This is a genomic window from Mesorhizobium sp. CA7 (assembly GCF_020165015.1).
Classification (GTDB): Bacteria; Pseudomonadota; Alphaproteobacteria; order Rhizobiales; family Rhizobiaceae; genus Mesorhizobium.
Genome location: NZ_JAIUHH010000019.1, coordinates 21,104 through 47,598, shown reverse-complemented (window position 1 = coordinate 47,598; position 26,495 = coordinate 21,104). Strand labels below are relative to the sequence as shown.

The 26,495-nt window shown below is 64.6% G+C and carries 25 protein-coding genes and 1 pseudogene; 17 read left to right on the top strand and 9 right to left on the bottom strand.

All coding sequences use genetic code 11. The features are described 5' to 3' along the window. Window positions 1–25: 25 nt before the first annotated feature. Window positions 26–1,264, bottom strand: a complete 1,239-nt coding sequence (locus LB552_RS25065) for an ABC transporter substrate-binding protein (protein ID WP_224610837.1) — start codon at window positions 1,262–1,264, stop codon at window positions 26–28. Between the two features lie 384 nt (window positions 1,265–1,648). Between LB552_RS25065 and LB552_RS25060 the strand changes: the two genes are divergently transcribed. After that, window positions 1,649–2,695, top strand: a complete 1,047-nt coding sequence (locus LB552_RS25060; protein WP_224610836.1) for a LacI family transcriptional regulator — start codon at window positions 1,649–1,651, stop codon at window positions 2,693–2,695. A 133-nt stretch (window positions 2,696–2,828) separates the two neighbouring features. Here the strand turns inward: LB552_RS25060 and gndA are convergent, their stop codons facing one another. The 6 genes from gndA to LB552_RS25030 form a co-directional block, all read right to left on the bottom strand. Further along, window positions 2,829–4,316, bottom strand: a complete 1,488-nt coding sequence (gndA, locus tag LB552_RS25055; RefSeq protein WP_318012066.1) for an NADP-dependent phosphogluconate dehydrogenase — start codon at window positions 4,314–4,316, stop codon at window positions 2,829–2,831. Window positions 4,317–4,504: 188 nt separating this feature from the next. Next, window positions 4,505–6,067 carry a copper resistance CopC/CopD family protein gene (locus LB552_RS25050; RefSeq protein ID WP_411966403.1) on the bottom strand — a complete coding sequence of 521 codons (1,563 nt, stop codon included), beginning with the start codon at window positions 6,065–6,067 and terminating at the stop codon, window positions 4,505–4,507. A gap of 118 nt (window positions 6,068–6,185) precedes the next feature. Next, window positions 6,186–6,704, bottom strand: a complete 519-nt coding sequence (locus LB552_RS25045; RefSeq protein ID WP_224610833.1) for a YcnI family protein — start codon at window positions 6,702–6,704, stop codon at window positions 6,186–6,188. Between the two features lie 30 nt (window positions 6,705–6,734). After that, window positions 6,735–7,292 (bottom strand): copper chaperone PCu(A)C, encoded by a 558-nt coding sequence (locus LB552_RS25040; protein WP_224610832.1) that lies wholly within the window; start codon window positions 7,290–7,292, stop codon window positions 6,735–6,737. 88 nt (window positions 7,293–7,380) lie between these two features. After that, window positions 7,381–7,728 carry a DUF2946 family protein gene (locus LB552_RS25035; protein ID WP_140845197.1) on the bottom strand — a complete coding sequence of 116 codons (348 nt, stop codon included), beginning with the start codon at window positions 7,726–7,728 and terminating at the stop codon, window positions 7,381–7,383. A 321-nt stretch (window positions 7,729–8,049) separates the two neighbouring features. Continuing rightward, a complete protein-coding gene (locus LB552_RS25030) occupies window positions 8,050–8,952 on the bottom strand; it encodes a GntR family transcriptional regulator (RefSeq protein WP_095769222.1) in 903 nt (300 codons plus the stop codon). 355 nt (window positions 8,953–9,307) lie between these two features. Between LB552_RS25030 and LB552_RS25025 the strand changes: the two genes are divergently transcribed. The 5 genes from LB552_RS25025 (at window position 9,308) to LB552_RS25005 (ending at window position 15,905) form a co-directional block, all read left to right on the top strand. Continuing rightward, window positions 9,308–10,813, top strand: a complete 1,506-nt coding sequence (locus tag LB552_RS25025; protein ID WP_095769221.1) for a UxaA family hydrolase — start codon at window positions 9,308–9,310, stop codon at window positions 10,811–10,813. Window positions 10,814–11,151: 338 nt separating this feature from the next. Then, complete coding sequence (locus LB552_RS25020) at window positions 11,152–12,147, top strand: ABC transporter substrate-binding protein (RefSeq protein ID WP_095769220.1); 996 nt, start codon at window positions 11,152–11,154, stop codon at window positions 12,145–12,147. A gap of 157 nt (window positions 12,148–12,304) precedes the next feature. Further along, window positions 12,305–13,858: a sugar ABC transporter ATP-binding protein gene (locus LB552_RS25015; protein ID WP_224532064.1), complete on the top strand. Its 1,554-nt coding sequence runs from the start codon at window positions 12,305–12,307 to the stop codon at window positions 13,856–13,858. Next, entirely contained in the window at window positions 13,855–14,820 is a 966-nt protein-coding gene (locus tag LB552_RS25010; RefSeq protein ID WP_224532065.1) for an ABC transporter permease, read from the top strand. Before LB552_RS25015 ends, LB552_RS25010 begins: the two co-directional genes overlap by 4 nt. A gap of 68 nt (window positions 14,821–14,888) precedes the next feature. Then, on the top strand, window positions 14,889–15,905 hold the full coding sequence (locus LB552_RS25005; RefSeq protein WP_224606817.1) for a zinc-binding alcohol dehydrogenase family protein: 1,017 nt from the start codon (window positions 14,889–14,891) through the stop codon (window positions 15,903–15,905). Between the two features lie 333 nt (window positions 15,906–16,238). On the opposite strand, the gene phnF is transcribed toward LB552_RS25005, so the two are convergent. Beyond that, entirely contained in the window at window positions 16,239–16,982 is a 744-nt protein-coding gene (phnF, locus tag LB552_RS25000; RefSeq protein ID WP_224610831.1) for a phosphonate metabolism transcriptional regulator PhnF, read from the bottom strand. 139 nt (window positions 16,983–17,121) lie between these two features. On the opposite strand from phnF, the gene phnG reads away from it, so the two are divergent. Genes phnG through LB552_RS24985 form a run of 3 tightly spaced genes read left to right on the top strand, consistent with a single transcriptional unit; the run spans window position 17,122 to window position 19,311 of the window. After that, the gene (gene phnG / locus LB552_RS24995) at window positions 17,122–17,583 is read left to right on the top strand and encodes a phosphonate C-P lyase system protein PhnG (protein ID WP_140544525.1); all 462 of its coding nucleotides are present in this window, start codon (window positions 17,122–17,124) and stop codon (window positions 17,581–17,583) included. Beyond that, window positions 17,583–18,194, top strand: coding sequence for a phosphonate C-P lyase system protein PhnH (gene phnH / locus LB552_RS24990; protein ID WP_224610829.1), 612 nt, complete (start codon window positions 17,583–17,585; stop codon window positions 18,192–18,194). The genes phnG and phnH overlap by 1 nt, the downstream gene beginning before the upstream one ends. A 1-nt stretch (window position 18,195) precedes the next feature. After that, window positions 18,196–19,311, top strand: coding sequence for a carbon-phosphorus lyase complex subunit PhnI (locus LB552_RS24985; protein WP_224610827.1), 1,116 nt, complete (start codon window positions 18,196–18,198; stop codon window positions 19,309–19,311). 2 nt (window positions 19,312–19,313) lie between these two features. Here the strand turns inward: LB552_RS24985 and LB552_RS24980 are convergent, their stop codons facing one another. After that, window positions 19,314–19,490, bottom strand: coding sequence for a hypothetical protein (locus LB552_RS24980; RefSeq protein WP_224610825.1), 177 nt, complete (start codon window positions 19,488–19,490; stop codon window positions 19,314–19,316). 59 nt (window positions 19,491–19,549) lie between these two features. Here LB552_RS24980 and LB552_RS24975 point away from each other — a divergent pair. The 8 genes and pseudogenes from LB552_RS24975 to phnE all read left to right on the top strand — a co-directional run. After that, window positions 19,550–20,383: pseudogene (locus LB552_RS24975) on the top strand (alpha-D-ribose 1-methylphosphonate 5-phosphate C-P-lyase PhnJ); the annotation flags it as partial. 131 nt (window positions 20,384–20,514) lie between these two features. Further along, window positions 20,515–21,291 (top strand): phosphonate C-P lyase system protein PhnK, encoded by a 777-nt coding sequence (phnK, locus tag LB552_RS24970; RefSeq protein WP_224610823.1) that lies wholly within the window; start codon window positions 20,515–20,517, stop codon window positions 21,289–21,291. A gap of 2 nt (window positions 21,292–21,293) precedes the next feature. Next, window positions 21,294–22,001, top strand: coding sequence for a phosphonate C-P lyase system protein PhnL (gene phnL / locus LB552_RS24965; protein WP_224610821.1), 708 nt, complete (start codon window positions 21,294–21,296; stop codon window positions 21,999–22,001). Further along, complete coding sequence (locus tag LB552_RS24960) at window positions 21,998–22,612, top strand: DapH/DapD/GlmU-related protein (RefSeq protein ID WP_224610819.1); 615 nt, start codon at window positions 21,998–22,000, stop codon at window positions 22,610–22,612. The genes phnL and LB552_RS24960 overlap by 4 nt, the downstream gene beginning before the upstream one ends. A gap of 147 nt (window positions 22,613–22,759) precedes the next feature. After that, window positions 22,760–23,482, top strand: a complete 723-nt coding sequence (locus LB552_RS24955) for a DUF1868 domain-containing protein (RefSeq protein WP_224610817.1) — start codon at window positions 22,760–22,762, stop codon at window positions 23,480–23,482. A gap of 93 nt (window positions 23,483–23,575) precedes the next feature. Beyond that, a complete protein-coding gene (phnC, locus tag LB552_RS24950) occupies window positions 23,576–24,433 on the top strand; it encodes a phosphonate ABC transporter ATP-binding protein (protein ID WP_224610815.1) in 858 nt (285 codons plus the stop codon). Window positions 24,434–24,575: 142 nt separating this feature from the next. Next, a complete protein-coding gene (phnD, locus tag LB552_RS24945) occupies window positions 24,576–25,484 on the top strand; it encodes a phosphonate ABC transporter substrate-binding protein (protein ID WP_095769301.1) in 909 nt (302 codons plus the stop codon). A gap of 56 nt (window positions 25,485–25,540) precedes the next feature. Continuing rightward, on the top strand, window positions 25,541–26,494 hold the full coding sequence (gene phnE / locus LB552_RS24940; RefSeq protein WP_224610813.1) for a phosphonate ABC transporter, permease protein PhnE: 954 nt from the start codon (window positions 25,541–25,543) through the stop codon (window positions 26,492–26,494). Window position 26,495: the final 1 nt, after the last annotated feature.

Here is a 26,495-nt window from a genome sequence, read left to right as displayed (position 1 = left end):
CGGGAGCTGGCGGGGCGCCGGTAGATCAATCGGCCGAAGCGATGATGGCGGCGAAGCGCTTCTGCGCCTCTTCGACCGTCATGTCCGGCTTGGCGAAGAACTCGGAGAACAGGTCCTCCTTCTGCTTCTGGCTGTCCTGCGAAAGCAGTTGGTCCGTCCACGGCATGACGGCGCCCTTGGCGAGGATGGCGAGGCCCTTCTTCATGCAGTCGTTCGCCGCGTTGAGGTCGACGTCGCCGCGCACCGGCAGCGAGCCCTTCTTGAGATTGAAGGCGACTTGCGTCTTCGGATCGAGCAGCGTCTCGGCCAGCACCTCCTGGGCCTTGGACTTGTCGGCATCTTTCAGCAGCGGGAAGTAGAAGGCGTCGCCGCCCGTGGCAATGACTTCGTTCAGGCCGAGGCCGGGCAGGCAGGTATAGTCCTTGCCGGCCGTCTTGCCGGCAACCTGGAACTCGCCCTGCGCCCAGTCACCCATGATCTGGCCGGCGGCCTTGCCGGTGATGACCAGATTGGTGGCCTGGTTCCAGTCCTGCACATTGGTGTTCTTGGCCATCTTGCGGGCGTCGTCCGCCGCCTTGAACACCTTGGCGATCTCCGGGCCTGCCGCGAAGGCGGCATCCTTGTCCTTGTAGACCTTGAGGAACGTGTCGGTGCCCCCGGTCGCGGCCATCAGCACGTCGAAGGCGCCCGAGGCTTGCCAGGCCTGTCCGCCGACCGCGAGCGGAATGATGCCCGCCTTTTCCAGCGCCGGCGCATCCGCCACGAATTCATTCCAGTCCTTCGGCACAGGCAGGCCGGCCTTCTGGAAGGCCTCGTTGGACAGCCACAGCCACTGCCAGGAATGGATATTGACCGGCACACAATAGATCTTGCCGTCGATGGTGCAACTATCGAGCAGGCTCTTCGGCCGCACGATCTCCGTCCACTTGTCCTTGGTAGCGATATCGGTGAGGTCGCGCATCAGCCCGGCCTGCACCAACTCCTCGGCCTGGCGCCCGTGGTTGAACTGGGTGGCGCCCATTGGATCGCCGCCGGTGATGCGGCTGATCATGATCGGCCGCGCCGTGCCGCCGGAGCCTGCAATGGCACCGTCGACCCAGTGGTTGCCCGTCGCGTCGAATGCCTTGGCAAGCTCGGCCACCGCTGCCGCCTCGCCGCCGGAAGTCCACCAATGGGTGACTTCCAGGTCGGTCGCGGCCGCCGGACCGGCGAAATTGAGCGCAACTGTCGCGGCAAAGGCAGCAGTCAGGAATTTGTATCGCATTTCGGCTCCTCCCAGAATCTGAAACGTTACAGATTTTCGATACGGCAAATGATCCGCCTAGGCAACCCCTCGCCTTGAGGCCGGCCAAGATTTTTTCGCGACGCGAACAAAATCTTTCTCCCGAGGCGGCAATGTCGGTGTCAGATCAGTCGATTGGTGCCAAAAGAAGGCCAAGACCGATATTTCTTTGTGATTCCAGCGACTTTCGGCTCCTCTCCGCATCCGCGATGCCGGCGGCGCGACCTTGCCGGTTGATCACGAAGATTGGCAATCTGTAACGTTTCAGTATATTGAGCCGAGCCGCAAACTGAAGGTCGCGCAAATGTCACCGCCGCACGATTGCCGGTCGGCCCCGCGACTGCTATGCGCCTGACGGGCGGGACGATGGATAGACGGATAACGAAGAAGGGCGACGACGACACGTCGGGCAAGGAACGGCCGACGCTGAAGACGCTTGCCTTCATGACCGGGCTGGGCGTCACGACAGTCTCGCGCGCGCTGAAGGATGCGCCCGAGATCGGCGCCGACACCAGGCGTCGCGTCCAGCTCGTCGCCAAGCAGATCGGCTATCGCCCGAACCGCGCCGGCGTGCGCTTGAGAACCGGCAAGACCAACGTGATATCGCTTGTACTGAACACCGAGCACGAGCTCATGAGCTTCGTCTCGGACATCATCTACGGAGTCACCGAGGTGATCGCCGATACGCCCTACCATCTGATCGTCACGCCCTATTCGCGCTCGCAGGATCCGCTGGACCCGGTGCGCTATCTGGTCGAGACGGGCTCGGCCGACGGCGTCATCATCTCTCGCACCCAGCCCAATGATCCACGGGCGCGCTATATGCTGGAGCGCGGCATTCCCTTCGCCACGCATGGCCGCACCGACATGGGGCTGGTGCATCCCTATCACGACTTCGACAATTATGCCTTTGCCGGCGAAGCCGTCCGCTACCTCGCCGGCAGGGGCCGCCACCGGCTTGCCCTGGTGACGCCGCCGGTCGGCCTCACCTATCACGGCCATACGGTTGCCGGCTTTGCCGATGCGCTGAGCGAGGTGGGTGCCAGCGAGGTGCCGTTCAACACCGTCTCCATCGATCAGTCGATCGAGCAGATCAGGATGCGGACCGCGCAATTGATGCGGCGCAAGGACCGTCCGGACGGCTTCGTCAGCAGCGCCGCCGCAGCGACGCTCGCCATCGTGGCCGGCATCGAGGATGCCGGGCTGAAGCTGGGTCGCGACGTCGACGTGGTGTCGAAACAATCGTCGGAGCTGCTGCATCTGTTCCGGCGAGAGCTGCTCGTCGTCAACGAGAATTTCCGGCTCGCCGGCTCCGAGCTCGCCCGCGCCGTGCTCGGCTGGATCGGCGGCGCCGATCCAGGCACGCTGCAATCGCTCAGCACGCCGAGCGAGGTTTTGCCTTACCGCGGCTGACTGGCGCGACTTGAGGGGCAGGTCAGGCCGAGTCGAAAATGGTGGCTTCCGAGAACCGGAGCGGAGCGTACTTAAAGTACGTGAGCACCGGAAGCGCAGGAAGCCGCCATTTGCAGGCCGGCCTCACCTGGCCCTAGGCGGCCCCACTCCCCCATGGACCATGAAACGCCCCCTCTTCCCCGATGCGCTCGAAGCCGTGCGCGCCGAAGAAGTCGCGCTGCGCCTGGATCAGGTTTGAGGTGCCGCGTCCCTGGCGGTAGCTGTCGAAATAGGCGAGCGCCGACGACAGCGCCGGCACCGGCGAGCCGGCTTCGGAAGCGCGCGCCACGACGCGCCTCAGCGACGGATGCGCCTCCTTCATCATGGCGATGAAGGCCGGCGCCATCAGCAGATTGGTGGAAGCGCTGCCCGAACCGAACGCCTCGGCCATCGTGTCGAGCATCTGCGAGCGGATGATGCAGCCGGCGCGCCAGATCTTGGCGATGGTCGGCATCGGCAAGTTCCAGTTGAATTCCTTGGAGGCGCCGCTCATCACCGCGAAGCCTTGCGCGTAAGCCGCGATCTTGCCGGCGAACAATGCCAGCTCCAGGTCCTTGAGCAGCGCGCCCTTGTCGCCGGAGATCTTTTCGACACCGATATTGCCGTAGGCCTTTTCCGCCGCCTGTCGCTCGTCCTTGAGCGACGACAGCACGCGCGCCGCGACCGCCGCCTCGATCGCCGTTGCCGGAATGCCGAGCTGCTGCGCTTCGATGACCGACCATTTGCCGGTGCCCTTCTGCCCGGCACGGTCGAGGATAATGTCGGCAACCGGCTTGCCGGTCTTGGGATCGTCGGCGGCGAGAACTTTTGCGGTGATCTCGATCAGGTAGGAGTTGAGCCGGCCCTTGTTCCATTCTTCGAAGACCTTGCCGATCTCCTTCGGCGCCATGCCCAGGCCGTCGCGCAAGATGCCGTAGATCTCGGCGATCATCTGCATGTCGGCATATTCGATGCCGTTGTGGATAGTCTTGACGAAATGGCCGGCGCCGTCGGTGCCGAGCCAGGCGGCGCAGGGCTCGTCCTTGAACTTGGCCGAGATCGCCGTCAGCACCTTCTCGACGCGCTTCCAGGACTCTTCGCTGCCGCCGACCATGATCGAGGGGCCGTGCCGCGCGCCCTCCTCACCGCCCGACACGCCCATGCCGATGAAGGTCAGGCCCGAGCCGGACAGCTCCGAGAAGCGGCGCATCGTGTCGCGGAAATTGGCGTTGCCGGCATCGATGACGATGTCGTTGTCGGAAAGCACGCCGCGCAACGCCGCGATCTGCTCATCGACCGGCTTACCGGCCAGCACCATGATGATGATCGGCCGCGGCGGGCGGATCGCCGCGGCAAGTTCCTCCAGGCTGTAGCAGGGAACGACCATGTCCTTCAGCGAACCGGCGCTCTCGACGAAGGCGTCGGTGCGCGATGCCGTGCGGTTGAAGACGGCGATGCGGTGCCCGTGCTCGGCGATGTTGAGCGCCAGGTTGGAACCCATCGTGCCAAGGCCGATCAGGCCGATTTCGGCTTTTTCCATCGTTTCTTCCCTGCGTTCGGATGCTTGTTGTGGGTTGCGTCCTGGAGAACGCCTTTCCCAGATGAATGACGGGCCTTGGCGGCTGCGTCAACCGTCTCGCCGAATTGTGTCGAGATCGGTGAGACCGAGGGTGAAGACTGAGGGCGAATGGTGAATGGTGAATAGTGAAATGGACAGGCGAACGCCGTCGCGACGCGGAAACGAAAATCGCCTGCTATTCACCATTCACTATTCACCATTCACTCTCAATTTCACTCTGCGCGAATATTAATTGGCGCCTCGATCTTCACCACCTCGAAGTCCGAAACGAGGATATCGAGCCGGGCGTCCCAGCGGCCCGGCAGCGGGATGACGAGATTGTCGATACGCCAGGTGCCGTCGCCGGATTTTCTCGCCGGCCGCTTGATCGGCTCGATGCCGGAATCCGGCTTCGACAGCACCAGCGTCACCTCCTTGGCGTCGAGCGGCCCGAATTCGCCGGTCATGATCATCATCGAAGCGGCAACCTCGCCGGCATGGCCCGGCGTGATGCCGAGATCGGCCATCGCCTTCAGCGTGTGGATGTGGATCGAAACCGGTTGCGCGGCGGCGATCGCCAACGCGCGTGGCGGCGGGGTGAAGCGCCAGCCGGCGGCGACGCCGAAAATGGCGAGCGCGATCAGCATCTCGATGCCGATCGAGCGCACCATCCGCCGCTGCACCTCGGTGTCGCCGGCCACGGCGGGCGCTGTCAACGTCCAGCGGTTGATGGAGGCCAACGTGAACAGGAAGAGCAGCAGGGTGAGCTTGAGCAGCAGCAGCCGGCCATAAGCGGTATGGATCAACGCTGCCGGCTGCTGCAGCTGGATGATCGCCAGCACGATGCCGCTGGCGGCAAGGACAGCCACGACCGGCAGGATCGCGCGCGAGAAGCGCCGCAGAAAGACTTTCGCTTCCGCCGGCTGCTGCCGCAGCGCGAGGCCGAGCGGCGCCAGCGCACCCGCCCAGAAGGCGATCGCGGTGCCGTGCAGGAATACCAGCGGCCGCGTCAGCCATTGCGGTTCGGCGGCGCTGGCGTGACCGCTCGCGGCAAGGGCCGCGCCAACACCGAGCAGTGCTACGGACGCCGCCAGCTTGCGCGAGCCCGACGGTCCGGCAAGAGAAAGCAAAGCCAAGCCGAGCGCGATCAGGCCGAGCAGCACCGTCCAGACGAAGCTCGTCTCGAGCGCGGTCTTCCAGACAGCCGGTGTCGCAAACCGGGCGAGCGGCGCGCCGAGCGCATCCAGCCCCTGCAGGCCGAGCGAAAGCGGCGCTCCGACGAGACCGATAAGAAGCGCCGCGATGACGAAGCGTCGGCCGCGGCGCCGGTCCTCGGCCAGCCAGGCAAGTGCGAACGCGCCGCCGATGCCGAGAAAAAGTCCGGTATAGAGAAACAGCTTGCCGAGCCAGATCGCCGTCCGCAGCACCCAGTCGACGGCCTCGCCCGCCACTGGTGCCGCGCTTGGCGCGCCTATGGAAAACAGTGCTGAGCCGCCGACCGGATGGCCGTCGACCGACACGACCCGCCAACTCAGCACATGCGTGCCGGATTTGAGCGCTTCGGGATTGTCGATCTCGACGGTCCGGTCCTTGAGACGGAAAGATGTCGGCGCAAGCTGCGAGCCGTCCGGCCGCACAAGCGTCAGCACCAGCGGCGAGACGGGCTCGCTGAAGGTCAGCGAGAATTTGCCGGGACTTTGCGTCAGCACGGCGCCGTCGGCCGGATCGGTCGCGACCAGCGCCGCATGCGCCAAAGCGCGGCCGGGCACGACGAGCAGCGCCATCGCCACGAGCATTGCCGCCAGCCAGACAAGCGAGCCGGCAAGCATGCGGTTCATCGAGGAAGGCAGTGCTGCGTTCATGCCGTCATAACTGGAAATGTTGGCGCATCCCAAGGGAGCGCGCCAACAGAGATCATTTCTTCGGCAGCAATTTGATGCCGGGCGCAGGCGTTTCAAAGGCGTCCTCGTCCTGGCCGGCCGCCGGGATCTCGATCCAGCGCTCGGCGGCGTCGCCGCATTCCTGCACCACCGGGAAATAGAGCATCTGGCCGGCCGGCAGATCGGCCGCCAGCGAGGCGCGGAAGACGAACTCGTCATAGAATTCGTCGGGCAGATTGCCGCCGCTCCAGTCGACTTCCTTCACGCCGGTGGTCAGCGTCTCGCCATAGAGCTGGTAGGATTTCTCGTATTTGCCCTTCTTGATCTGCAGCGTCCAGCCGGGCTTGGGCATCGGCTTCACCGCGATGACGCCTTCGGGTATCTGCACACGCACCGCGGTCGTTGCCTTGCCCTCGCAGCCATGCGGCACGCGCAAGACGGCCTTGTAGGTCGAGCCGACGGCCGCTTCCTGCGTTTCGAGCGTGATGTGGGCGAGCGCGGCATTGGTCCCGAGCGCGCAAAGCGCGCCCGCCGCCAAAACATACTTTTTCATGAATTGTCCCTCTGATTTCGAATTGGCGGATTACTCGGCGTGATCCATGTCGCCCATATCGCCACTGCCCGTCTCGCCGATACCTTCGACGGCGAAGTCGACGGTGACGCTGCCCGCCCTCTCGAAGGTCAGCGTCGCGGAGAATTTCTCGCCCTGCTTCGGCTGCCGCTTCAAGCCGGTGAACATCAGGTGATAGGCGCCCGGCTTCAGCGCGACCTTGCCGCCGGCCGGGATCTCCAGCCCGCCCTCGACCGGCCGCATGGTCATGACGCCGTCCTTGACGCCCATCTCATGCAGTTCGGCCTTTTCGGAGATGTCGGAGGAGATCGACAGCAGCCGGTCCGGCGCGCTGCCCTTGTTGATCACGGTGAAATAGCCGCCGCCCACCTTGGCGCCCGGCGGCGTCGCCCGCGACCAGGGATGCTCGATCTCGAGATCGCCGACCTTGAACTCATGCGCTAGGGCGGCGGGAATGCAGGCCAAGAGAAAGAAAAGGCTGAGCACGGCAAGGCCAACGCGCAGCGGGAGGTGAAACGGCGGCGCGCCGCGAAGGGCGAAGGCTTGCGCTTTGGGAAGAAGATTGGACATGGTTGCTCCATGAGTACGGGATCGCGCCGGAATGCGGCCGCGAACAGTCTGATCTTTGGATGAATAGGCCTGCGGAAGGTTCCGCGGATCAGACCATCGCCGGCGGCGCGCGCGGATTGGCCGGAGAGCGGTCGCGGGCGAAATCCTGGTGCCGGAAGGCCGGAAGCTGGAAGGCGACGGCTTCGAAAAGCTGGGTCCTGGCCAGGGCGACGGCCTCCGGCGGCGGCATATGCGCCGCCGAAACCATGTTGCAGCCGAGCGAGCAGCAGGCCGGCAGATGTTGTTGGTGGGGATCGCCGCCGGGGAGTTTTACAGCCCCTTCATGCGTGCAGATGACGTTGCCGAAGGCGTCGACCTGCGAAGGCGCGCCGAAGGCGAAAGCGCCGAGAGAGGACTGCAGCAATAGAAGCAGCGCCGCGACGAACGCGGCCGGCATGCTCCATCGTCTCAGCCGGATACCCAACGCAAAGCCTCTCCCGGAAACGCGTCGACGGTAGCACGGGGAATGCGCGCGGGAAATCGGCAAAACCGCGCTGCGGCAACGCGGCGCGACGCGCTTGTTTTTATGCATGTCGTTGTCCCAAAACCGCTGCACGCTTCTGGACGACATGCGTGAGGGTCTGTCGAGATTCAGGTCAGGCCGAGCCGAGAATGGTGGCTTCCGAGAACCGGAGCGGAGCGTACTTAAGGTACGTGAGCACCGGAAGCGCAGGAAGCCGCCCTTCGCAGGCCGGCATCACCTGAATCTCGACAGACCCTAGGCGGGCTGCATCTGCCGCCCTTCGGGAATGGAGGTCAGCAGCGTCTGGCGCGCCGACTTCAGGTGCTTGCGACAGGCGGCGTCCACCTTGCCGGGATCGCGCGATTTCAGCGCCGCGATATAGGCGAGATGCTCCTGAATAGCGACCTCGTTGCGCTGGCGCTCCTCAGCCTTGTTCCACTGATAGTGGTAATGGAAGATCATCGCGATGACATCGTAGAAGTCGACGATGAAGCGATTGTGCGAGGCGCGGTGGATCAGCCGGTGGAAGCGCTCGTCGAGCTCGGAGAATTCGTTGAAGCGCGTGGCGATCTCGCTGGCGAGCTGGCGATGCTCGAGCTCCAGCCGGTCAAGATCGGCCCATACGGCGCTATCTTCCGGCAGCGCGGCGAAAGCCGCCGCCGAACGCAGCTCGAAAATCTCGCGGATCTCGGTCAGCTCCAGCGCGAAGGCGCGCGTGAAACCCTTCAGCACCCAGTGGCTGTTGCGCCGCTTCTCGATCAGCCCGAAGCGCGAGAAGCGGATCAGGAATTCGCGCACGCTGGTGGTGCCGACGCCGATCTCGCGCGCCAGCTCCAGCTCGTTGATCTGCATGCCGGCTTCGGCGCCTCCCGCAAGCAGACGCCGCATGAAAGAGCGCTCGATGATCTCGGCCAGCGAGTCGGTCTCCTCCTCGGGGAAGAAGTCCTCGGACCGCGGCGCCCTGAGCACGGTCTTATTACGCTTGTTCCAGTCGATAAGCCCGGTTTCTTCCATGCGCGCAAGGATGCTGCGCACCGTGGTGCGGCTGACGCCGAGCAGCGTGCCGAGCTCAGGCTCCGACGGCAGGCTCTTGGTCTCGTCGAGCAACCTGAGGCAGCGGTTGAAGGCGTCCTTGTAGACATTGTTGCTTTTCGACATGCCCCGTATCCCCCAACGCTTGCGGCGGCCTGCCGGAAACGCGATATGATCGGTGTTCCTAGAGCAGTTCAGCGTTTCTCGGAATCGCCGAACTGCGCTAAATCTTTGTTTCTGCGCAATTCCGGACGGAAAGCCGCTACGCCCTTTTCCTGGAATTGCTCTGGCGCAAGCCTCCGAAAAGCGGAACGCTTTTCGCCGGCTTGCCAAACGGGCGGCGCGGGCGTCCAAAAGACGAGCGCCGACCGAGCGAAAAAACAATTGACGCAAAATTGTTTTTTCCCGATAAAAGACATTACCTTTAAACGGGCGCAAGTCAATCCGCCCGCATTCCCAGGATCACCCAGGACAGCCGCCCGTGAACGTTGCAAACACCATCCTTCTCTCACCCTCCGATAATGTCGCCGTTGCCAACGGGCGCATCGAGATTGGAACGCCATTGCCGGGCGGCGCAACCGCGACTGCCGTGATCGAGCCGGGCCACAAGGTGGCGATCAAGCCGATCCCGGCGGGCGAAGCGGTTGTGAAATACGCCCAGGCGATCGGCCGCGCCACGCAAGACATCGCGCCCGGCGAGCATGTTCATTCGCACAATCTGGTTTTCGAGAGCGGCCGCTTGCCGGTGGTGCCGCCGAGCGAGGCCGAGCACGCCACCGAGGCCGACCGCAAGCGTACCTTCATGGGCTACCGCCGCGCCGATGGGCGCTCCGGCACGCGCAACTTCATCGGCATCATCGCCAGCGTCAATTGCTCGTCGACCGTCTGCCACGCCATTGCGGACGAAGCCAACCGCACACTTCTGCCGAAATATCCCGGCATCGACGGCTTCGTGCCGATCGTGCACGGCCAGGGCTGCGGCATGAGCGCCACCGGCGACGGCATGATGGTTCTGCACCGCACTTTAGCCGGCTATGCGCGCCATCCGAATTTCGGCGGCGTGCTGATGGTGGGCCTGGGCTGCGAGGTCAACCAACTCACGCTTTACGGCCAGAAGGGCGTGGCCGCGGGAAAGCGGCATTTCAACATCCAGGAAGCCGGCGGCTCGCGCAAATCGGTCGAGCGCGCGATGGGCGTTCTGGCCGAGATCGCCGAGGAAGTGGGCCAGCTGCAGCGTGAGCCGATCCCGGTCTCGGAGATCGTTGTCGGGCTGCAATGCGGCGGCTCGGACGGCATGTCCGGCATCACAGCAAATCCGGCATTGGGCGCCGCCGTCGATATCCTGGCAGACTGCGGCGGCATCGGCATCTTGTCGGAGACGACCGAGATCTACGGCGCCGAGCATCTGCTGGCCTACCGCGCCGCCTCGCCCGAGATCGCCGCCAAGCTTGACGGCTTTGTGAAGTGGTGGGAGGACCATACCGCCAAGCACGGCGCCTCGATCGACAACAATCCCTCGCCCGGCAACAAGCGCGGCGGCCTGACCACGATCCTCGAGAAATCGCTGGGCGCGGTCGCCAAGGGCGGCCAGACGCCGCTCAACGGCGTCTTCGGCTATGCCGAGAAAGTCTCGGGCCGCGGCCTGGTGTTCATGGACACGCCCGGCTACGACCCGGTCTCGGCCACCGGCCAGGTCGCCGGCGGCGCCAATGTCATCGTCTTCACCACCGGCCGCGGCTCCTGCTTTGGCTGCCGGCCGACGCCGTCGATCAAGGTCGCCACCAATTCGACCATGTATCACCAGATGGAAGAGGACATGGACGTCAATTGCGGGGTTATCGCCTCGGGCGAGAAGACCATCGCCGGCATGGGCCGCGAGATCTTCGAGCTGATCATCGAGACGGCGTCCGGCCGCAAGACCAAGAGCGAGGCGTTCGGCTACGGCGACAACGAATTCGTGCCGTGGCATCTCGGCGCGACGCTTTAATCAAAGGCCGTTATCGCGTCGGAAGCGCCCCCCGACAACAGGAGGCGACCTTCACAACCGTGCAGGCTTTTCTATGGAATGAATATTCCATATTGACAGAAATATGAAATTATTGTTCCATGCCGATAAGGAGGAACGGGAGCATCCGAGCACTGCCCAGGGACGAGCCGAACGGACTTAGCCCGCATCGCGCACGGCAGCAGACATCGCTTGCATCGGTCACGGCAATGCTCTATCAAAAAACGGTATCTGTTTTTTATTGATAAAGTTCTGTTTGGGCCGCGCCTATCCAGATGGAGCTTCCGCAACCTTCACCAGGCGACTTAGGGAGGAACCTAATGAAATTCGTGACCAGCCTTCTCAACCGCCGCGCCTTCGTGGCTTTGGCCGCCGCTTCGATGCTCGCCGGCGCAATGCATTCCGCGCCCGCCTCGGCGGCCGACGTGACCATTCCGATCATCGTCAAGGATACCACATCCTTCTACTGGCAGATCGTTCTGGCCGGCGCCCGCAAGGCCGGCAAGGATCTCGGCGTCAACGTGCCGGAACTCGGCGCCCAGGCCGAAACCGACGTCAACGGCCAGATCTCGATCCTGGAAAACGCCGTCGCCAGCAACCCGGCGGCCGTCGTCATCTCGCCGACCGAGTTCAAGGCGCTCGGCAAGCCGATCGACGAGGCTGCCTCCAAGGTCAAGGTCATCGGCATCGACTCCGGCGCCGATTCCAAGGCCTTCACCTCCTTCCTGACCACCGACAACGTGCAGGGCGGCCGCGTCGCCGCTGACGGCCTCGCCGCCGCAATCGGCGCCGCCAACGGCGGCAAGGTGGAAGGCAAAGTCGCGCTGATCACGGCACTTCCCGGCGCCGGCTCGCTCGAGCAGCGCAAGCAAGGCTTCATCGAACAGATCAAGGCCAAGTATCCGGGCCTCGAGCTTGTCGCCGACAAATATGCCGACGGCCAGGCCACCACCGGCCTCAACATCGCGACCGACCTGATCACCGCCAATCCGGACCTCAAGGGCATCTTCGCCTCGAACCTGATCATGGCGCAGGGCGTCGGCCAGGCGATCGCCGAAAACAATCTCGGCGGCAAGGTGGCGCTGATCGGCTTCGACAGCGACGAAAAGCTGATCAAGTTCCTCAATGACGGCGTCATCTCGGGCCTGGTCGTCCAGGATCCGTACCGGATGGGCTATGACGGTATCAAGACCGCCTTGGCCGCCTCGAAGGGCGAGAAGGTCGAGGCCAATGTCGACACCGGCGCGAACCTCGTCACCAAGGACAACATGAAGGATCCCAAGATCGACGCGCTGCTCAACCCGAAGCTCAAGTGAGCAGCATCGCGACAGTCGTTTCCGGGGCCTCGCGCCCCGGAAACATCCATCGGGGCGATTTGGAAATTCGCCGGCCCGATTTAGGCTCCGCCTTCAAGATGCGCGCCAGACGCATCGCTGCGTACCCAATGGTTGAGACCAATCTGGGAGGATTGTCATGACGTCGACGGCGCAGGAATTGCATCCGGCCCCCACGCTGGAACCGGGCAGGACGATCCTCGAGCTCAACGGCCTGGAAAAGCGCTACCCCGGCACGCATGCGCTGAAGCCTGTGCATCTTGCCTTCAAGGCAGGCGAGATCCACGCCATCGTCGGCGAGAACGGCGCCGGCAAGTCGACCCTCATCAAGCTTCTGACCGGCGTCATGCCGCGCACTTCCGGCGAGGTGATCTGGGAAGGCAAGCCGACCGCCTTGGCCACGCCGCATGAGGCGATGGCGCTGGGCATCAACGCCGTCCACCAGGAGGTGGTGCTCTGCCGCCATCTCACCGTCGCCGCCAACATGTTCCTCGGCGAGGAGGAGTCACGCTTCGGCCTCCTGCAGCAGCGCGCCATGGTCAAGGACGCGCAGAAGATCATCGACGGGCTGGGCTTCGACTTGCCGGCGCATGTCATGCTCGGCGATCTCACCATCGGGCAGCAGCAGCTGATCGCCGCCGCCCGCGCTACCGTGCGCGGGACAAAATTCCTGATCTTCGACGAGCCTACCGCTTATCTCACCCGCAAGGAGGCCGACCAGCTCTTCAAGCTGATCCGCCGGCTCAAAGGCGAAGGCGTCACCATCATTTATATCAGCCACCGCATGGAGGAAGTGTTCGAGCTCGCCGACCGCGTTTCCGTGCTGCGCGACGGCACTCTGGTCGGCACCCGCAACATCGCCGAGACCGACGAGCCCGAACTGGTCAAGCTGATGATCAACCGCTCGATCGAGCAGATCTACCACAAGGAACATTTCACCCCCGGCGCCACGATTGTCGAGACGAGGAACCTTTCGGGCAAAGGCTTCGAGAATGTCTCGGTGACCGTGCGCGCCGGCGAGATCGTCGGCCTCTATGGCCTGATCGGTGCCGGCCGCAGCGAGTTCGTCACCACGCTTTACGGCCGCCACAGGAAGTCGGCCGGCCAGATTCTCTGGCAAGGCAAGGAGGTCCAGGTCAACTCCGAGCACGATGCGATCCGGCTCGGCATGGCGCTGGCCCCGGAAAGCCGCCGCGACCAGGGTCTGTGCCTCAATTTGCCGGTCGGCATCAACCTCAACCTGCCTATCTACAAGCGCATCTCCAGCAATTTTCTGATCTCCGGCGCCAAGGAGAAGGCCGAGGCCGACCGCCAGATCGCCGACCTGCGCATCAAGACGCCGACGCGCCATGCGCTCGCCTCCAGCCTGTCGGGCGGCAACCAGCAGAAGATCGTCATCGGCAAATGGCTGGCGCATGGCGCCAAGCTGTTCATCTTCGACGAGCCGACGGTGGGCGTCGATGTCGGCACCAAGGCCGAGATCTACCGCCTGTTCTCGACGCTCTTGTCCAAGGGCGCCGGCATCATCCTGATCTCGTCCTATCTGCCGGAAGTCTATGAGCTTGCCGATACGCTGCACGTGTTCCGGCGCGGCAAGCTGGTCGCGACCCATGGTTTCCGGACCGCCAGCCACGAGGATATTTTGGGTCAGGCACTGGCCGAGAAACAAGAAAAGTCGGGAGGACAAAAATGAGCACCGAGGCGATCCCCGCCGAAAAACCCAAGCGCAATTTCAACGCCCTCTTCGGCCTGACGCTGCTTGGCCTTTTGCTCCTGATGTGGATCGTGCTGGCCGTCGCCACGCCGTCCTTCGCCACGACGCTCAACATCACCAACCTTCTGCGTCAGGGATCGCTGATCGCCATCCTCGCCGTCGGCCAGACCTTCGTCATCATCACCGGCGGCATCGATCTGTCGGTCGGCGCGGTGGTCGGCTTCACCACCGTCATTGTCGCGCTTTTGATCAACGCCGGCTGGCCGATCTGGGCCGCGGTGCTGATCACGCTGCTGGTGGGCGTCGCCATCGGCCTCTTCCACGGCTTCGGCATCGTCAAGATGGGCCTGCCGCCCTTCATCATCACCTTGGCCACCATGACCTCGCTGCGCGGCATCGGCCTCCTGATGACGAACGGCAACTCGATCTCCATCAACAGCGACTCGTTCCAGGCTTTCTCGCGCGGCTCGCTCGCGGGCATTCCCTACCTGTTCTGGATGGTGATCCTGGTCGCCATTCCGTCCTACGTCTTCCTGCACCACACGCGCTGGGGCCGCTACCTGTTCTCGGTCGGCTCCAACGCCGAGGCCGCGCGTCTGTCCGGCGTCAACGTGCCGCGGACCATCTTCATGGCCTACATCCTGTCCGGCCTGCTTGCCGCCATCGTCGGCGTGCTGCTGGCCTCGCGCATCGGCATCGGCAACCCCACGCAGGGCGACACCTATGAGCTTCAGGCCATCGCCTCGTCGGTGATCGGCGGCACGTCGCTGTTCGGCGCCATCGGCTCCGTGCATGGACCGCTGATCGGCTCCTTCATCCTTTCGACCATCAACAACGGCGCCAACCTGCTCAACGTCAACACCTTCTGGCAGCGCGTCATCACCGGCCTGCTGATCATCGTCATCGTCTACTTCGACGGCCTGCGTCGTCGCGGCAAATGACTCCTACGTGAAACTAACGCGCCGGCCCCGCTCGAGCGGCGCCGGCGCTCTTTGCCTGGATTTGCGATATGAAAGCCGTTGTCTGCCGTTCGCCCGGCGAGCTTGTCCTCGAAGACCGCGCCGGGCCCGGCGCACCGCCGCCCGGCTGGGCGCGCGTTGCGGTCAGCCATGTCGGCATCTGCGGCACCGACTACCACATCTTCGAAGGCAAGCACCCGTTTCTGGCCTATCCGCGCATCATGGGCCATGAGGTTGCCGGCACGATCGTCGAGAAGGGCGAAGGCGTCGAGATCAGCGTCGGCGAGCCGGTCGTCATCAACCCCTATCTTTCATGCGGCAAATGCATTGCCTGCCGGCGCGGCAAGCCGAACTGCTGCGTGAAGATCGAGGTGCTGGGCGTCCATCGCGACGGCGCCATGTGCGACGAAATTCTGGTGCCGGCGCAGAACCTCTACCCGACGAACGGCCTGTCGCTGGCCGACGCCGCGGCGGTCGAATTCCTGGCCATCGGCGCGCATGCCGTGCGCCGATCGCTCGGGCTGCCCGGCCAGCGCACGCTGGTCATCGGCGCCGGCCCGATCGGCCTCGGCACGGCGATCTTCGCGCGCATCGCCGGGCTGGATGTCAGCCTACTCGACATGAGCGCTGAACGTCTCGGCTTCGCCGAGAAGCAGCTCGGCTTTGCCCCGCTGGACAGCTCGAAGACGCCGGCTGCCGAGCTGGTCCAACAGGCAACAGCCGGCGAAGGGTTCGACCTCGTGTTCGACGCGACTGGCAACACCCAGTCCGTGCAGTCGGCCTTCGCCCACGTCGCGCATGGCGGCACGCTGGTGCTGGTCAGCGTCGTCAAGGACGACATCACCTTCTCCGACCCTGAATTCCATAAGCGCGAGATGATGCTGGTCGGCAGCCGCAACGCGCTGAAGGCCGATTTCGACCATGTCGCAGATTCGATCCGCAACGGCGCTGTGCCGTTGAACAAGCTCGTCACCCATCGCACCACGCTCGCCGGAACGCCGCGCGACCTTGCCCGATGGACGCACGAGAAGTCAGGACTGATCAAGGCGGTCATTGAGGTCGGGTGATAACATGACAGGCGGTGAACTCAGCCCGAATTGACGGAGCGCCGCACAGGTCGACCCCCCACTCCGTCTCGGCTTCGCCGAGCCACCTCTCCCCCGATCGACGGGGGAGAGGAAGGGTGCGAGCCTTGCAGCCAACGCTCTTCAACCGGACACACTGCTTCTCCGGCCGCCAGCGTGCTCCTTTCCTCTCCCTCCGGAGGGGGGAGAGGTGGCTCGGCGAAGCCGAGACGGAGTGGGGGAAGGCGAGCCTCAAACGCCAAGCCGCTGACAAGTAAGCGACCTGACATCAGCGTGAAGCAGATCAATCACGGTCTCGTACAAGGCTGGCACTCCCTACAACACCGACAACTTCAGCTCCACCCGCTCTGCCGGAAAGCGCGACTCCGCGAACTGGATCGGCTCACCGTCGAGCGTGACGTTCACGGCGACGGTGACCAGCACGATGGCGCCGGGCTGCAGATCGAGGGCTGCAAGGTCGTCGGCATCGGCATGGCGCGCCGACAGCACGGTCGAATGCCGCAGATAATCGTTGATGCCGAAGCGCTTCAGTGAGGCGGTGATCGACCCCGTTTCCGCCATTGCCGCCTCGATTCCGGCGAAGCGCTTGGCATCGAACCAGGTCGTCGCGCGCGACACCGCATGACCGTCGGCCTCGCCGCGCGTCTCCAGGCGGATGACGGCAGCGCCTTTGGCGATGCCCAGCGCCTCGGCGATGCGCCGGCCGGCCGGCTCGGTCGACGACGACAGCAGCGCGATATGCCGCTCGCTCGTCTGCCCCTGCAGCCCGGTCGAGAAGCGCGTCCGCGCGCCGATCGGATAGGACAGCCGCTTGCGCGACAACACGAAGGTGCCGCGTCCCTGCTCGGCCTTCAGCACGCCTTCCTGCACCAGTGCTGCAATGGCGCTGCGCACCGTGTGGCGGTTGACGCCGTAGCGCTCGGCCAGCGCGACTTCAGGCGGCAGCGCGGCATTCTCGGCGAAATCGCCATTGGCGATCGCCTGCAGGATCCTGTCGGCGATCTGCCGCCATAGCGATACGCCATTGCGCCTCTCGATGCTGCTTGCCAGCCCGGTCATTTCCCCGCCCCCAACGTCATCACCCTAAACTTTTGCACCCGTTGTCATCCACCCGTCATGGACTCCCGTTACCAAGTGAGTATAATTTGTATAGTTGTCTATATCAATAGACAAATTTCTTTATGCAAGGAGCGATGCCATGCGAGGACAGGAAGCGCGCGAGCAGGCCGGGCGGAAAGCCTTGATGGCGACGCTGGCGCATGCCGCGGCCGATGAAATCGCTCGCCTGTGGAACGAGTCGGGCCTGCCCTCCGAGGCCGAGCTTTTGCGCGGTCCTGAAACCGGATTGGTGACGGTGCGCGGGCGGATCGGCGGCGGTGGCGCACCGTTCAATGTCGGCGAAGCGACGGTCACCCGCGCCACGGTGCGGCTGCCCTCCGGCCAGGTCGGCCACTCCTATGCGCTTGGCCGCGACAAGGGAAAAGCCAAGCTAGCGGCGATCGCTGACGCGCTGTGGCAGGACCCAGCGCACCGCGAGGCGGTCGAGACAAAGCTCGCCGCGCCCTTGCGCGCCGCGCTTGCTGCGGCGCGCGAGACAAAGCGCGTCGAAACGGCGGCCACGAAAGTGGATTTCTTCACCATGGTGCGCGGAGAGGACTGATGGATATCGCCACGCAATCGATCGACGGCGGCTTCGCGGAGCCGGTCTTCAACGCCCAGGCGGTGTTCCGCGCCATCATGGACGCGATGGCCCGCCCCGGCACCGTCCAGCCGCTGCCGCAGCTCGCCCGCCCGCCGGCGCCGCTGTCGGCGACGGCCGGCGCCGTGGCGCTCTCGCTCTGCGACAACGACACGCCGGTCTGGCTCGACCAGCCGCTGCAGGCGGAAGCCGCGGTCAAGGCCTGGCTCGGCTTCCACACCGGCGCGCCCTCGGCAAACACGCCGGCCGACGCGCATTTCGCCCTGATCGCCAATCCGAAGGAGATGGCGGCGCTCGATGGTTTTGCGCAAGGCACGCAAGAATATCCCGACCGCTCGACGACGCTGATCCTCTTGGTCGACGATCTTGCCTCGGGCCCATCGCTGCTGCTCGAAGGTCCGGGGATCGAAAAGACGTCGATGATCGCGCCTCCCGGCATGCCGCGCCATTTCGTCGAGCAGTGGAAGCAGAACAACCAGCGTTTCCCGCGCGGCGTCGACATCATCCTGGCGGCGCCCGGCCACCTTGCCTGCCTGCCGCGCACCACCCGCATCAAGACGATGGAGGCATGACATGTATGTCGCGGTGAAAGGCGGCGAAGCCGCCATTGCCAATGCGCATCGCCTGCTTGCCGACCGCCGCCGCGGCGACCGCTCGGTACCGGCGCTGCGCCTCGACCAGATTGTCGAGCAGCTGGCGCTCGGCGTCGACCGGGTGATGAGCGAAGGCTCGCTCTATGATCGCGAGCTCGCGGCTCTCGCCGTTACCCAGGCGCGCGGCGATATGATCGAGGCGATCTTTCTGGTGCGCGCCTACCGCACCACGCTGCCGCGCTTCGGCTACACCAATCCGGTCGACACCGGCGCCATGCAGGTCGAGCGTCGTGTCTCGGCCACCTACAAGGACCTGCCGGGCGGCCAGGTGCTCGGCCCGACCTTCGATTATACGCACCGCCTGCTCGATCCCGAGCTTGCCGCCGGCGCCGAGGTCGAGATGCCGGCGCGGCGTCCGGCCGAGCCGGAGGCCATGCCGCGCGTTTCGGCGATCCTCGCCCATGAAGGCCTGATCGAGGCCGATGGCGAGATGCCGCTTGACCACGTGCCCGGCGACATCACGCGCGAGCCGCTGCAATTCCCGATGGCGCGCGACATCCGCCTGCAGGCGTTGTCGCGCGGCGACGAAGGTTTTCTGCTGGCGCTCGGCTATTCGACGCAGCGCGGCTACGCCCGCAACCATCCCTTTGTCGGCGAGATACGCATTGGCGAGGTCGAGCTGGAGCTCGACGTGCCGGAGTTGCCCTTCGCCGTGCCGCTCGGCTCCATCCGCGTCACCGAATGCCAGATGGTCAACCAGTTCAAGGGCTCGGCCAAGGCGCCGCCGCAGTTCACGCGCGGCTACGGCCTGGTCTTCGGCCAGAGCGAGCGCAAGGCGATGGCGATGGCGCTGTGCGACCGGGCGCTGCGCGCCACGGAGCTTGGCGAGGATGTCGTCGCCGCCGCGCAGGACGAGGAATTCGTCATCTCGCATTCCGACAATGTCCAGGCCACCGGTTTCGTCGAGCATCTGAAGCTGCCGCATTATGTCGACTTCCAGGCCGAGCTCGGCCTGGTTCGCCGCATGCGCGCCGAATACGAAGCGCGGGAAAACGAGGACAAGGCCGCCGAGGAGAAGCGCGAGGCGGCGGAATGACTTCAGTGTCCGCTACCGGAATGCCCGCCGAAGCCGCCAGTATAGTCGCCGCCACCGAAGGACTCGCCGTACGGAGGTTCCCTTGGCGCGGGGAGAACCATTTTCCGCAGCGCAAAGGTCGCGAAGCCGGCGAACACCAGCAGCAGCACGCCAAGATGCAACCAACCGGTAGAGTCCATTCGGGCGTCCTTCCGCGTCTTGGGCGCCAATTTCATAGCAGAGAGCGGACGTGATCGCCATGACCGACATCGCCACCTACAACTTCGCCTATCTCGATGAGCAGACCAAGCGGATGATCCGGCGCGCCATCCTGAAGGGCATCGCCATTCCCGGCTATCAGGTGCCCTTTGCCTCGCGCGAGATGCCGATGCCTTATGGCTGGGGCACCGGCGGCGTCCAGGTCACCGCCTCGATCATCGGCCCGGATGACGTGCTGAAAGTCATCGACCAGGGCGCCGACGACACCACCAACGCCGTTTCGATCCGCGCTTTCTTCAGGAAAGTCGCCAATGTCGCTGTCACCACCGACACGGCAACCGCCACCATCATCCAGACCCGGCACCGCATCCCCGAGCATCCGCTGACCGCGGGCCAGGTGCTGGTCTTCCAGGTGCCGATCCCAGAGCCGCTGCGCTTCCTCGAGCCGCGCGAGACCGAGACGCGCAAGATGCACGCGCTGGAGGAATACGGCCTCATGCATGTGAAGCTCTATGAGGACATTGCCAGGCACGGCCGCATCGCCACCACCTACGCCTATCCGGTCAAGGTCGAGGGCCGCTACGTGATGGATCCTTCGCCGACGCCGAAATTCGACAATCCGAAGATGCACCGCTCGCCCGCCTTGCAATTGTTCGGCGCCGGCCGCGAGAAACGCATCTATGCGGTGCCGCCCTTCACCGACGTCGTCAGCCTCGACTTCGAGGACCATCCCTTCGAGGTGCAGACCTTCGACCAGCCCTGCGCGCTCTGCGGCGCCGGGAATGTCTATCTCGACGAGGTCATCCTCGACGACCATGGCGGCCACATGTTCGTCTGCTCCGATACCGACCATTGCGAGAAGCGCCGCGCCGACTCTACCTCCCCCTCGTGGGGAGGTCGCGCCGAAGGCGCCGGTGGGGAAAACGGCCAATCTTCTCTTTCTTCAATCCCCACCCCGGCGCTGCGCGCCGATCCTCCCCACAAGGGGGAGGGTAAGGAGGCCGAATGACCGACGAACCGCTGCTCCGCGTCTCGGCGCTGTCCAAATTCTACGGCTCGCGCATCGGCTGCGAGAACGTCACCTTCGACCTCTGGCCGGGCGAGGTTCTGGCGGTGGTCGGCGAATCCGGCTCCGGCAAGACCACGCTGCTCAACTGCCTGTCGACCCGCCTGCTGCCCTCCTCCGGCACGGCCAGCTATCGCATGCGCGACGGCCAATGGCGCGAGCTCTACCGCATGAGCGAGGCCGAGCGCCGCTTCCTGATGCGCACCGACTGGGGCTTCGTCCACCAGAACCCGGCGGACGGGCTGCGCATGACAGTGTCGGCCGGCGCCAATGTCGGCGAGCGGCTGATGGCGGTCGGCGACCGCCACTATGGCAGGATCCGCGCCACCGCCGTCGACTGGCTGTCGCGCGTCGAGATCGACGAGGACCGCATCGACGACGAGCCGCGCGCCTTTTCCGGCGGCATGCGCCAGCGCCTGCAGATCGCCCGCAACCTGGTGACTGGGCCGCGGCTGGTGTTCATGGACGAGCCGACCGGCGGTCTTGACGTCTCTGTGCAGGCGCGCCTGCTCGATCTGTTGCGCGGGCTGGTCACCGATCTCGGGCTGGCGGCGATCGTCGTCACCCACGACCTCGCCGTGGCGCGGCTTCTGTCGCAGCGCATGATGGTGATGAAAGACGGCCGCGTCGTCGAAAGCGGCCTCACCGACCGCGTGCTCGACGATCCGCGCGCGCCTTATACCCAGCTTCTCGTTTCTTCCATCCTGCAGGTGTGATGATGGCCACTCCTCTCGTTGTCTCCGATGTCGCCAAAAGCTTCACCATGCATCTGCGCGACGGCGTCACGCTGCCGGTGGTGACGGGTGTCTCCTTCTCGATCCGCGCCGGCGAATGCGCCGTGCTCGGCGGCCCGTCCGGCGCCGGAAAAAGCTCGATCCTGAAGATGCTCTACGGCAATTACGCCGTCGATGAAGGTCAGATCATCGTCCAGCATGGCGGCGGGCTGATCGACCTCGCCTCCGCCAGCCCGCGCACCGTGCTTTCCGTGCGCCGCCATACCATCGGCTATGTCAGCCAGTTCCTGCGCACCGTCCCGCGCGTTTCCGCGCTCGACGTCGTCGCCGAGCCGCTGGTCGAGCGCGGCGAGGACAGGGAAAGCGCGCGGGCGAGAGCGCGTGCCCTGTTGGCGCAGCTCAACCTGCCGGAAAAGCTCTGGGCCTTGCCGCCCGCGACCTTCTCCGGCGGCGAGCAGCAGCGCGTCAACATCGCGCGCGGCTTCATCACCGAGCATCCGATCCTGCTGCTCGACGAGCCGACCGCCTCGCTCGACGCGAAGAACCGCGATGTCGTGGTCGAGCTCATCGCCGCCAAGAAGGCGGCGGGGGTCGCCCTGCTCGGCATTTTCCACGACCTCGATGTGCGCGAGGCTGTCACCGACCGCGTCATCGACGTCACGGCCTTTGCCGCCGGAAAGATCGCCGCATGAAGAAGCTTTCGGAGGCGCCGCTGATCCATCCGACGGCGCAGGTCGAAAACTCGACGCTCGGCCGCTGGACCGAGATCGCCGAGCGCAGCCGCGTCGCCGAATGCGAGCTCGGCGACTATTCCTACATGATGCAGGACTGCGCCGTGTGGTGCGCGACCATCGGCAAGTTCTCCAACATCGCGGCAAGCGTGCGCATCAACGCCACCAACCATCCGACATGGCGTCCGACGCTGCACCACTTCACCTACCGCGCCTCCGATTATTGGGACGACGCCGAGCATGAAAGCGAGTTCTTCGCCGAGCGCCGCGCCAAACGCGTCACGATCGGCCACGACACCTGGCTCGGCCATGGCTCGACCATCCTGCCCGGCGTCACCGTCGGCGATGGCGCGGCCGTCGGCGCGGGCGCCGTGGTGTCGAAGCATGTCGCGCCCTACACAATCGTCGGCGGCGTGCCGGCGAAGCCGATCCGCGAGCGCTTCGACCGCCGCACCGCCGAGCGCTACCAGGCTTTAGCCTGGTGGGACTGGGACCATGCAAGGCTGCGCGCTGCACTCGACGATTTCCGCGAGCTGTCGGCGGAGGCGTTCCTGGAGAAGTATGGCGGCTAGGCGCGGTGAATGGTGAATGGTCAATAGTCAATAGTGAATGCAACGAAGCCCTTCTTTCTCACCACTCACCACTCACCACTCACCACTCACCATTCACACCGTTGACACATGACTCGGACAGGACGCCATCTCCCCAAGGAGATCGCGATGCTCGCCACAGTCAGACCCTCGCTCGCCGGATTTTTCGAAGGCACCAACCCGACGGCGCCGGTGCATCTCGGCACCCGTTACGACAGCTCGGGCAACTTCCTCCCCGAACCCGGCAACACGGTCGTCAGTCACCTCGTCGGCGGCTCGCCTTCGCAAGCCGCGATCATCGAGGTGCGCGAGCGCATCCGCGCCATGCCGGACGCGGACCGCCTCGCCTTCACGCCGGTCTCAAGCCTGCACATGACACTGTTCCAGGGCATCATCGAATACCGGCGCCGGCTCCCCTACTGGCCCTCCGACGTGCCGCTCGACACCAGCATCGACGACATGACCCGCCTCTATCTGCAGCGCCTGGAGGGCTTTGAGGCCTGCCCTCCGTTTCGTATCAAGACCCTCGGCGTTACGCCAAACGGCCTTACGGTTGCCGGTGCTTCCACTGAGGACGAGCGCATCCTGCGCCTGTGGCGCAACGCGCTGTCGGTGCCGTTCGGCTACCGCCATCCGGACCACGACGCTTATGTCTTCCACATCACCTTCGCCTATCAAATCCGCCGTCTAGCCGACGAGCGAGCCGCAGCCTGGCAGGATCTGTTCGATGACTGCCTGTCGTTCCTCGAACGCGAGGCTCCTGTGATCGAGCTCGAGCCTCCGGCCTTCTGCAGCTTCAAGGACATGAAGCATTTCGAGGAATTGCTGAATCTCCAAGCCTGTGACTCGTAACAAAACTGACATCAATCCGACACCCCAGCTTCATCGGCCTGCGCTAGCGAAGGTTAACAGACCTGCAAAAGCGCGACGGACTGGAGTTATGGTATGTCAGCATCATCGGCCACGCTTGAGATCCGCGGCGTAACCCGACGATTTGGCAAGAACACCGCCGTCAGCGATATCAACATCTCGATCCCGCGCGGCCAGATGGTCGGCATCATCGGCCGTTCCGGCGCCGGTAAGTCGACGCTTTTGCGCATGATCAACCGTCTCATCGATCCGAGCCAGGGGTCGATTTTTTTTGAGGGCGCGGAGGTTTCCAGCCTGCAGGGCTCGCCGCTGCGCCGCTGGCAGCGCGACTGCGCCATGATCTTCCAGCAGTTCAACCTCGTGCCACGTCTCGACGTGCTGACCAACGTGCTGCTCGGCCGCCTCAACCATCGCTCGACGATTTCCAATCTGCTCGGCATGTTCACGCGCACCGAATGCGCCGAGGCCGTGGCCGCGCTCGAGCGCCTCGACATCGCCCGCACCGCGCTGCAGCCGGCCGGCACGCTGTCGGGCGGCCAGCAGCAGCGCGTGGCGATCGCCCGCGCCATGATGCAGCAGCCGAAGGTGATTCTGGCAGACGAGCCGATCGCCTCGCTCGACCCGCTCAACGCCAAGGTGGTGATGGATTCGCTGCGCGACATCAATCTGCGCGAAGGCATCACCGTCGTCACCAACCTGCACACGCTGGACACGGCGCGCGCCTATTGCACCCGTATCATCGGCATGGCCGCCGGCAAGGTCGTCTTCGACGGCGCTCCGGAAGACCTCGACCGCGATGCCGTGCGCACCGTCTACGGCGCCGATGCCAGCGGCGCCGAGATCTCGGAAGCCATCACGTCGACCGCCGTGACCATCAAGCCGAAGATCACCGCATCCGCCGGACCGCTCGAACCAGCCTTTCCTGGCTACTGAATCCACCGTCCCGGCCCCAGCCGGTGCGGGCAAATCGTGGATTTCAGCAGAGCAACCCGGATCGCCCGCCAGCGTCAAAGGCAAGACTTGAAAAAATCAGAACGCCGCCGGCGCGCAGCCGGAGCAACAGGAGAGAGACAAAATGTTCAGGAAGATGGTTTTTGGGGCGGTTTCGCTGCTCGCCATGGCGGCCAGCGCCGCGCACGCCGCTGACATCAAGGAATTCCGCGTCGGCATCCTCGGCGGTGAGAACGAGACCGACCGCCTGCGCAACTACCAGTGCCTCGCCGATCACCTGAAGTCGGAATTCGGCTTCGAAAAGGTGTCGCTGTTCCCGGCCGCCGACTATGACGGCGTTATCCAGGGCCTGCTCGGCGGCACGCTCGACTTCGCCGAGCTCGGCGCGTCCGGTTACGCAAGCGTCTATCTCAAGGACCCGAAGGCGGTCACGCCGATCCTCACCACCAAGCAGACCGACGGCTCGACCGGCTATTATTCGATCGGCCTGGCGCTGAAGTCTTCCGGCATCACCGACATCAAGTCGGCCAAGGGCAAGAAGCTCGGCTATGCCGATCCGGATTCGACCTCCGGCTATCTGATCCCGCTGACTCAGATTCCGAAGGACACCGGCGCTTCCAACGAAACCTATTTCGCCTCGACCCAGTTCAACGGCGGCCATGAGAACAACGTGCTGGCCGTGCGCGACGGCAAGGTCGACGTGGCGGTGGACGATTCCTCCGGCATCGGCGATTTCAAGAACGGCTACACCTCCGGCACCTTCCACAAGGAAGTCGCCAAGGGCGCCGTCGACCCGAACGACTTCGTCGAAGTGTGGCGCTCGGGCCTGATCCCGAACGGCCCGCTGGTTGTCCGCACCGCGCTCGGCGACGAGATGACCGCCAAGCTCACCGCTTTCTTCACCGCGCTGCCGGCCAAGGACAAGGCCTGCTTCGAAGGTGTCGAGGGTGGCGATTTCACCGGCTATGTCCCGGTGAAGCCTGACTTCTACAGCGTCATCGTCGAAGCCCGCAAAGCCGCCATCGGCGGTTAAAGGCATCAGGAAAAAGGGCGGCGTTCGAAACGCCGCCCTTTTTGCATGTCCCGATCATGACATCAGCGACACTCCATTCCGACGCCACCCGCCAGCAGGCCGATGCCTGGCGGCGCCAGACCTCGCTGCGCCGCTTCTACACCGGGCTCGGCGTCGGCCTGCTGCTTGTCGCCATGTGCGCGACCATGTGGTTCGCCGACGAGGCCAATGCCGGCCATTTCTTCGACCGGCTGCCGCACATCCTCGATTTCCTGAGTTGGCTGGTCCCGAAGGACTGGAACGATGTCTGGCGCGCCCTGTTCGACATCGCCTCGCCCAACGACAAGGGCACGCAGGAGTTCAATTTCCCGCTTGGCCGCGTTTACATCTGGGGCGGCTTCTACATCCCCGAATATTTCGAGCTGATGCTGACCACGGTGAACGTGGCGCTGGTCTCGACCTTCATCGGCTTCGTCTTCGCCGTTCCCTTCTCCTTCATCGCCGCGCGCAACCTGACGCCGAACCCGGTCCTGCGGCTCATCGTCAAGCGCTTCATGGAATTGCTGCGCGCCTTCCCCGAAATCGTCATTGCCGGCCTGTTCGCAGCCATCGTCTCGATCGGCCCGGTCGCCGCCATCATCGCCATCGGCCTGCATTCGATCGGCGCGCTGGGCAAGCTGTTCTACGAGATCAACGAGAACATCGACATGCGCGCGGAAGAGGGCCTGCGTGCTGTCGGTGCCAACTGGTTCGAGCGCGTGCGCTTCGCCGACCTGCCGCAGGTGTTGCCCAATTTCATGTCCTACACGCTGCTCAGAATCGAGATCAACGTGCGCATCTCGACCATCATGGGCGCGGTCGGCGGCGGCGGCATCGGCGAGGAGCTGAAGCTTTCCATTTCACGCGGCTTCGGCGCCAAGACCCTGGCGCTGGTGCTCTTGCTCTTCGTCACCATCTTCCTGGTCGACCAGTTCTCCGCCTGGCTGCGCCGCAAGCTCGTCGGTGAGCAGGCCTTCCTGATGAGCGCTTGAA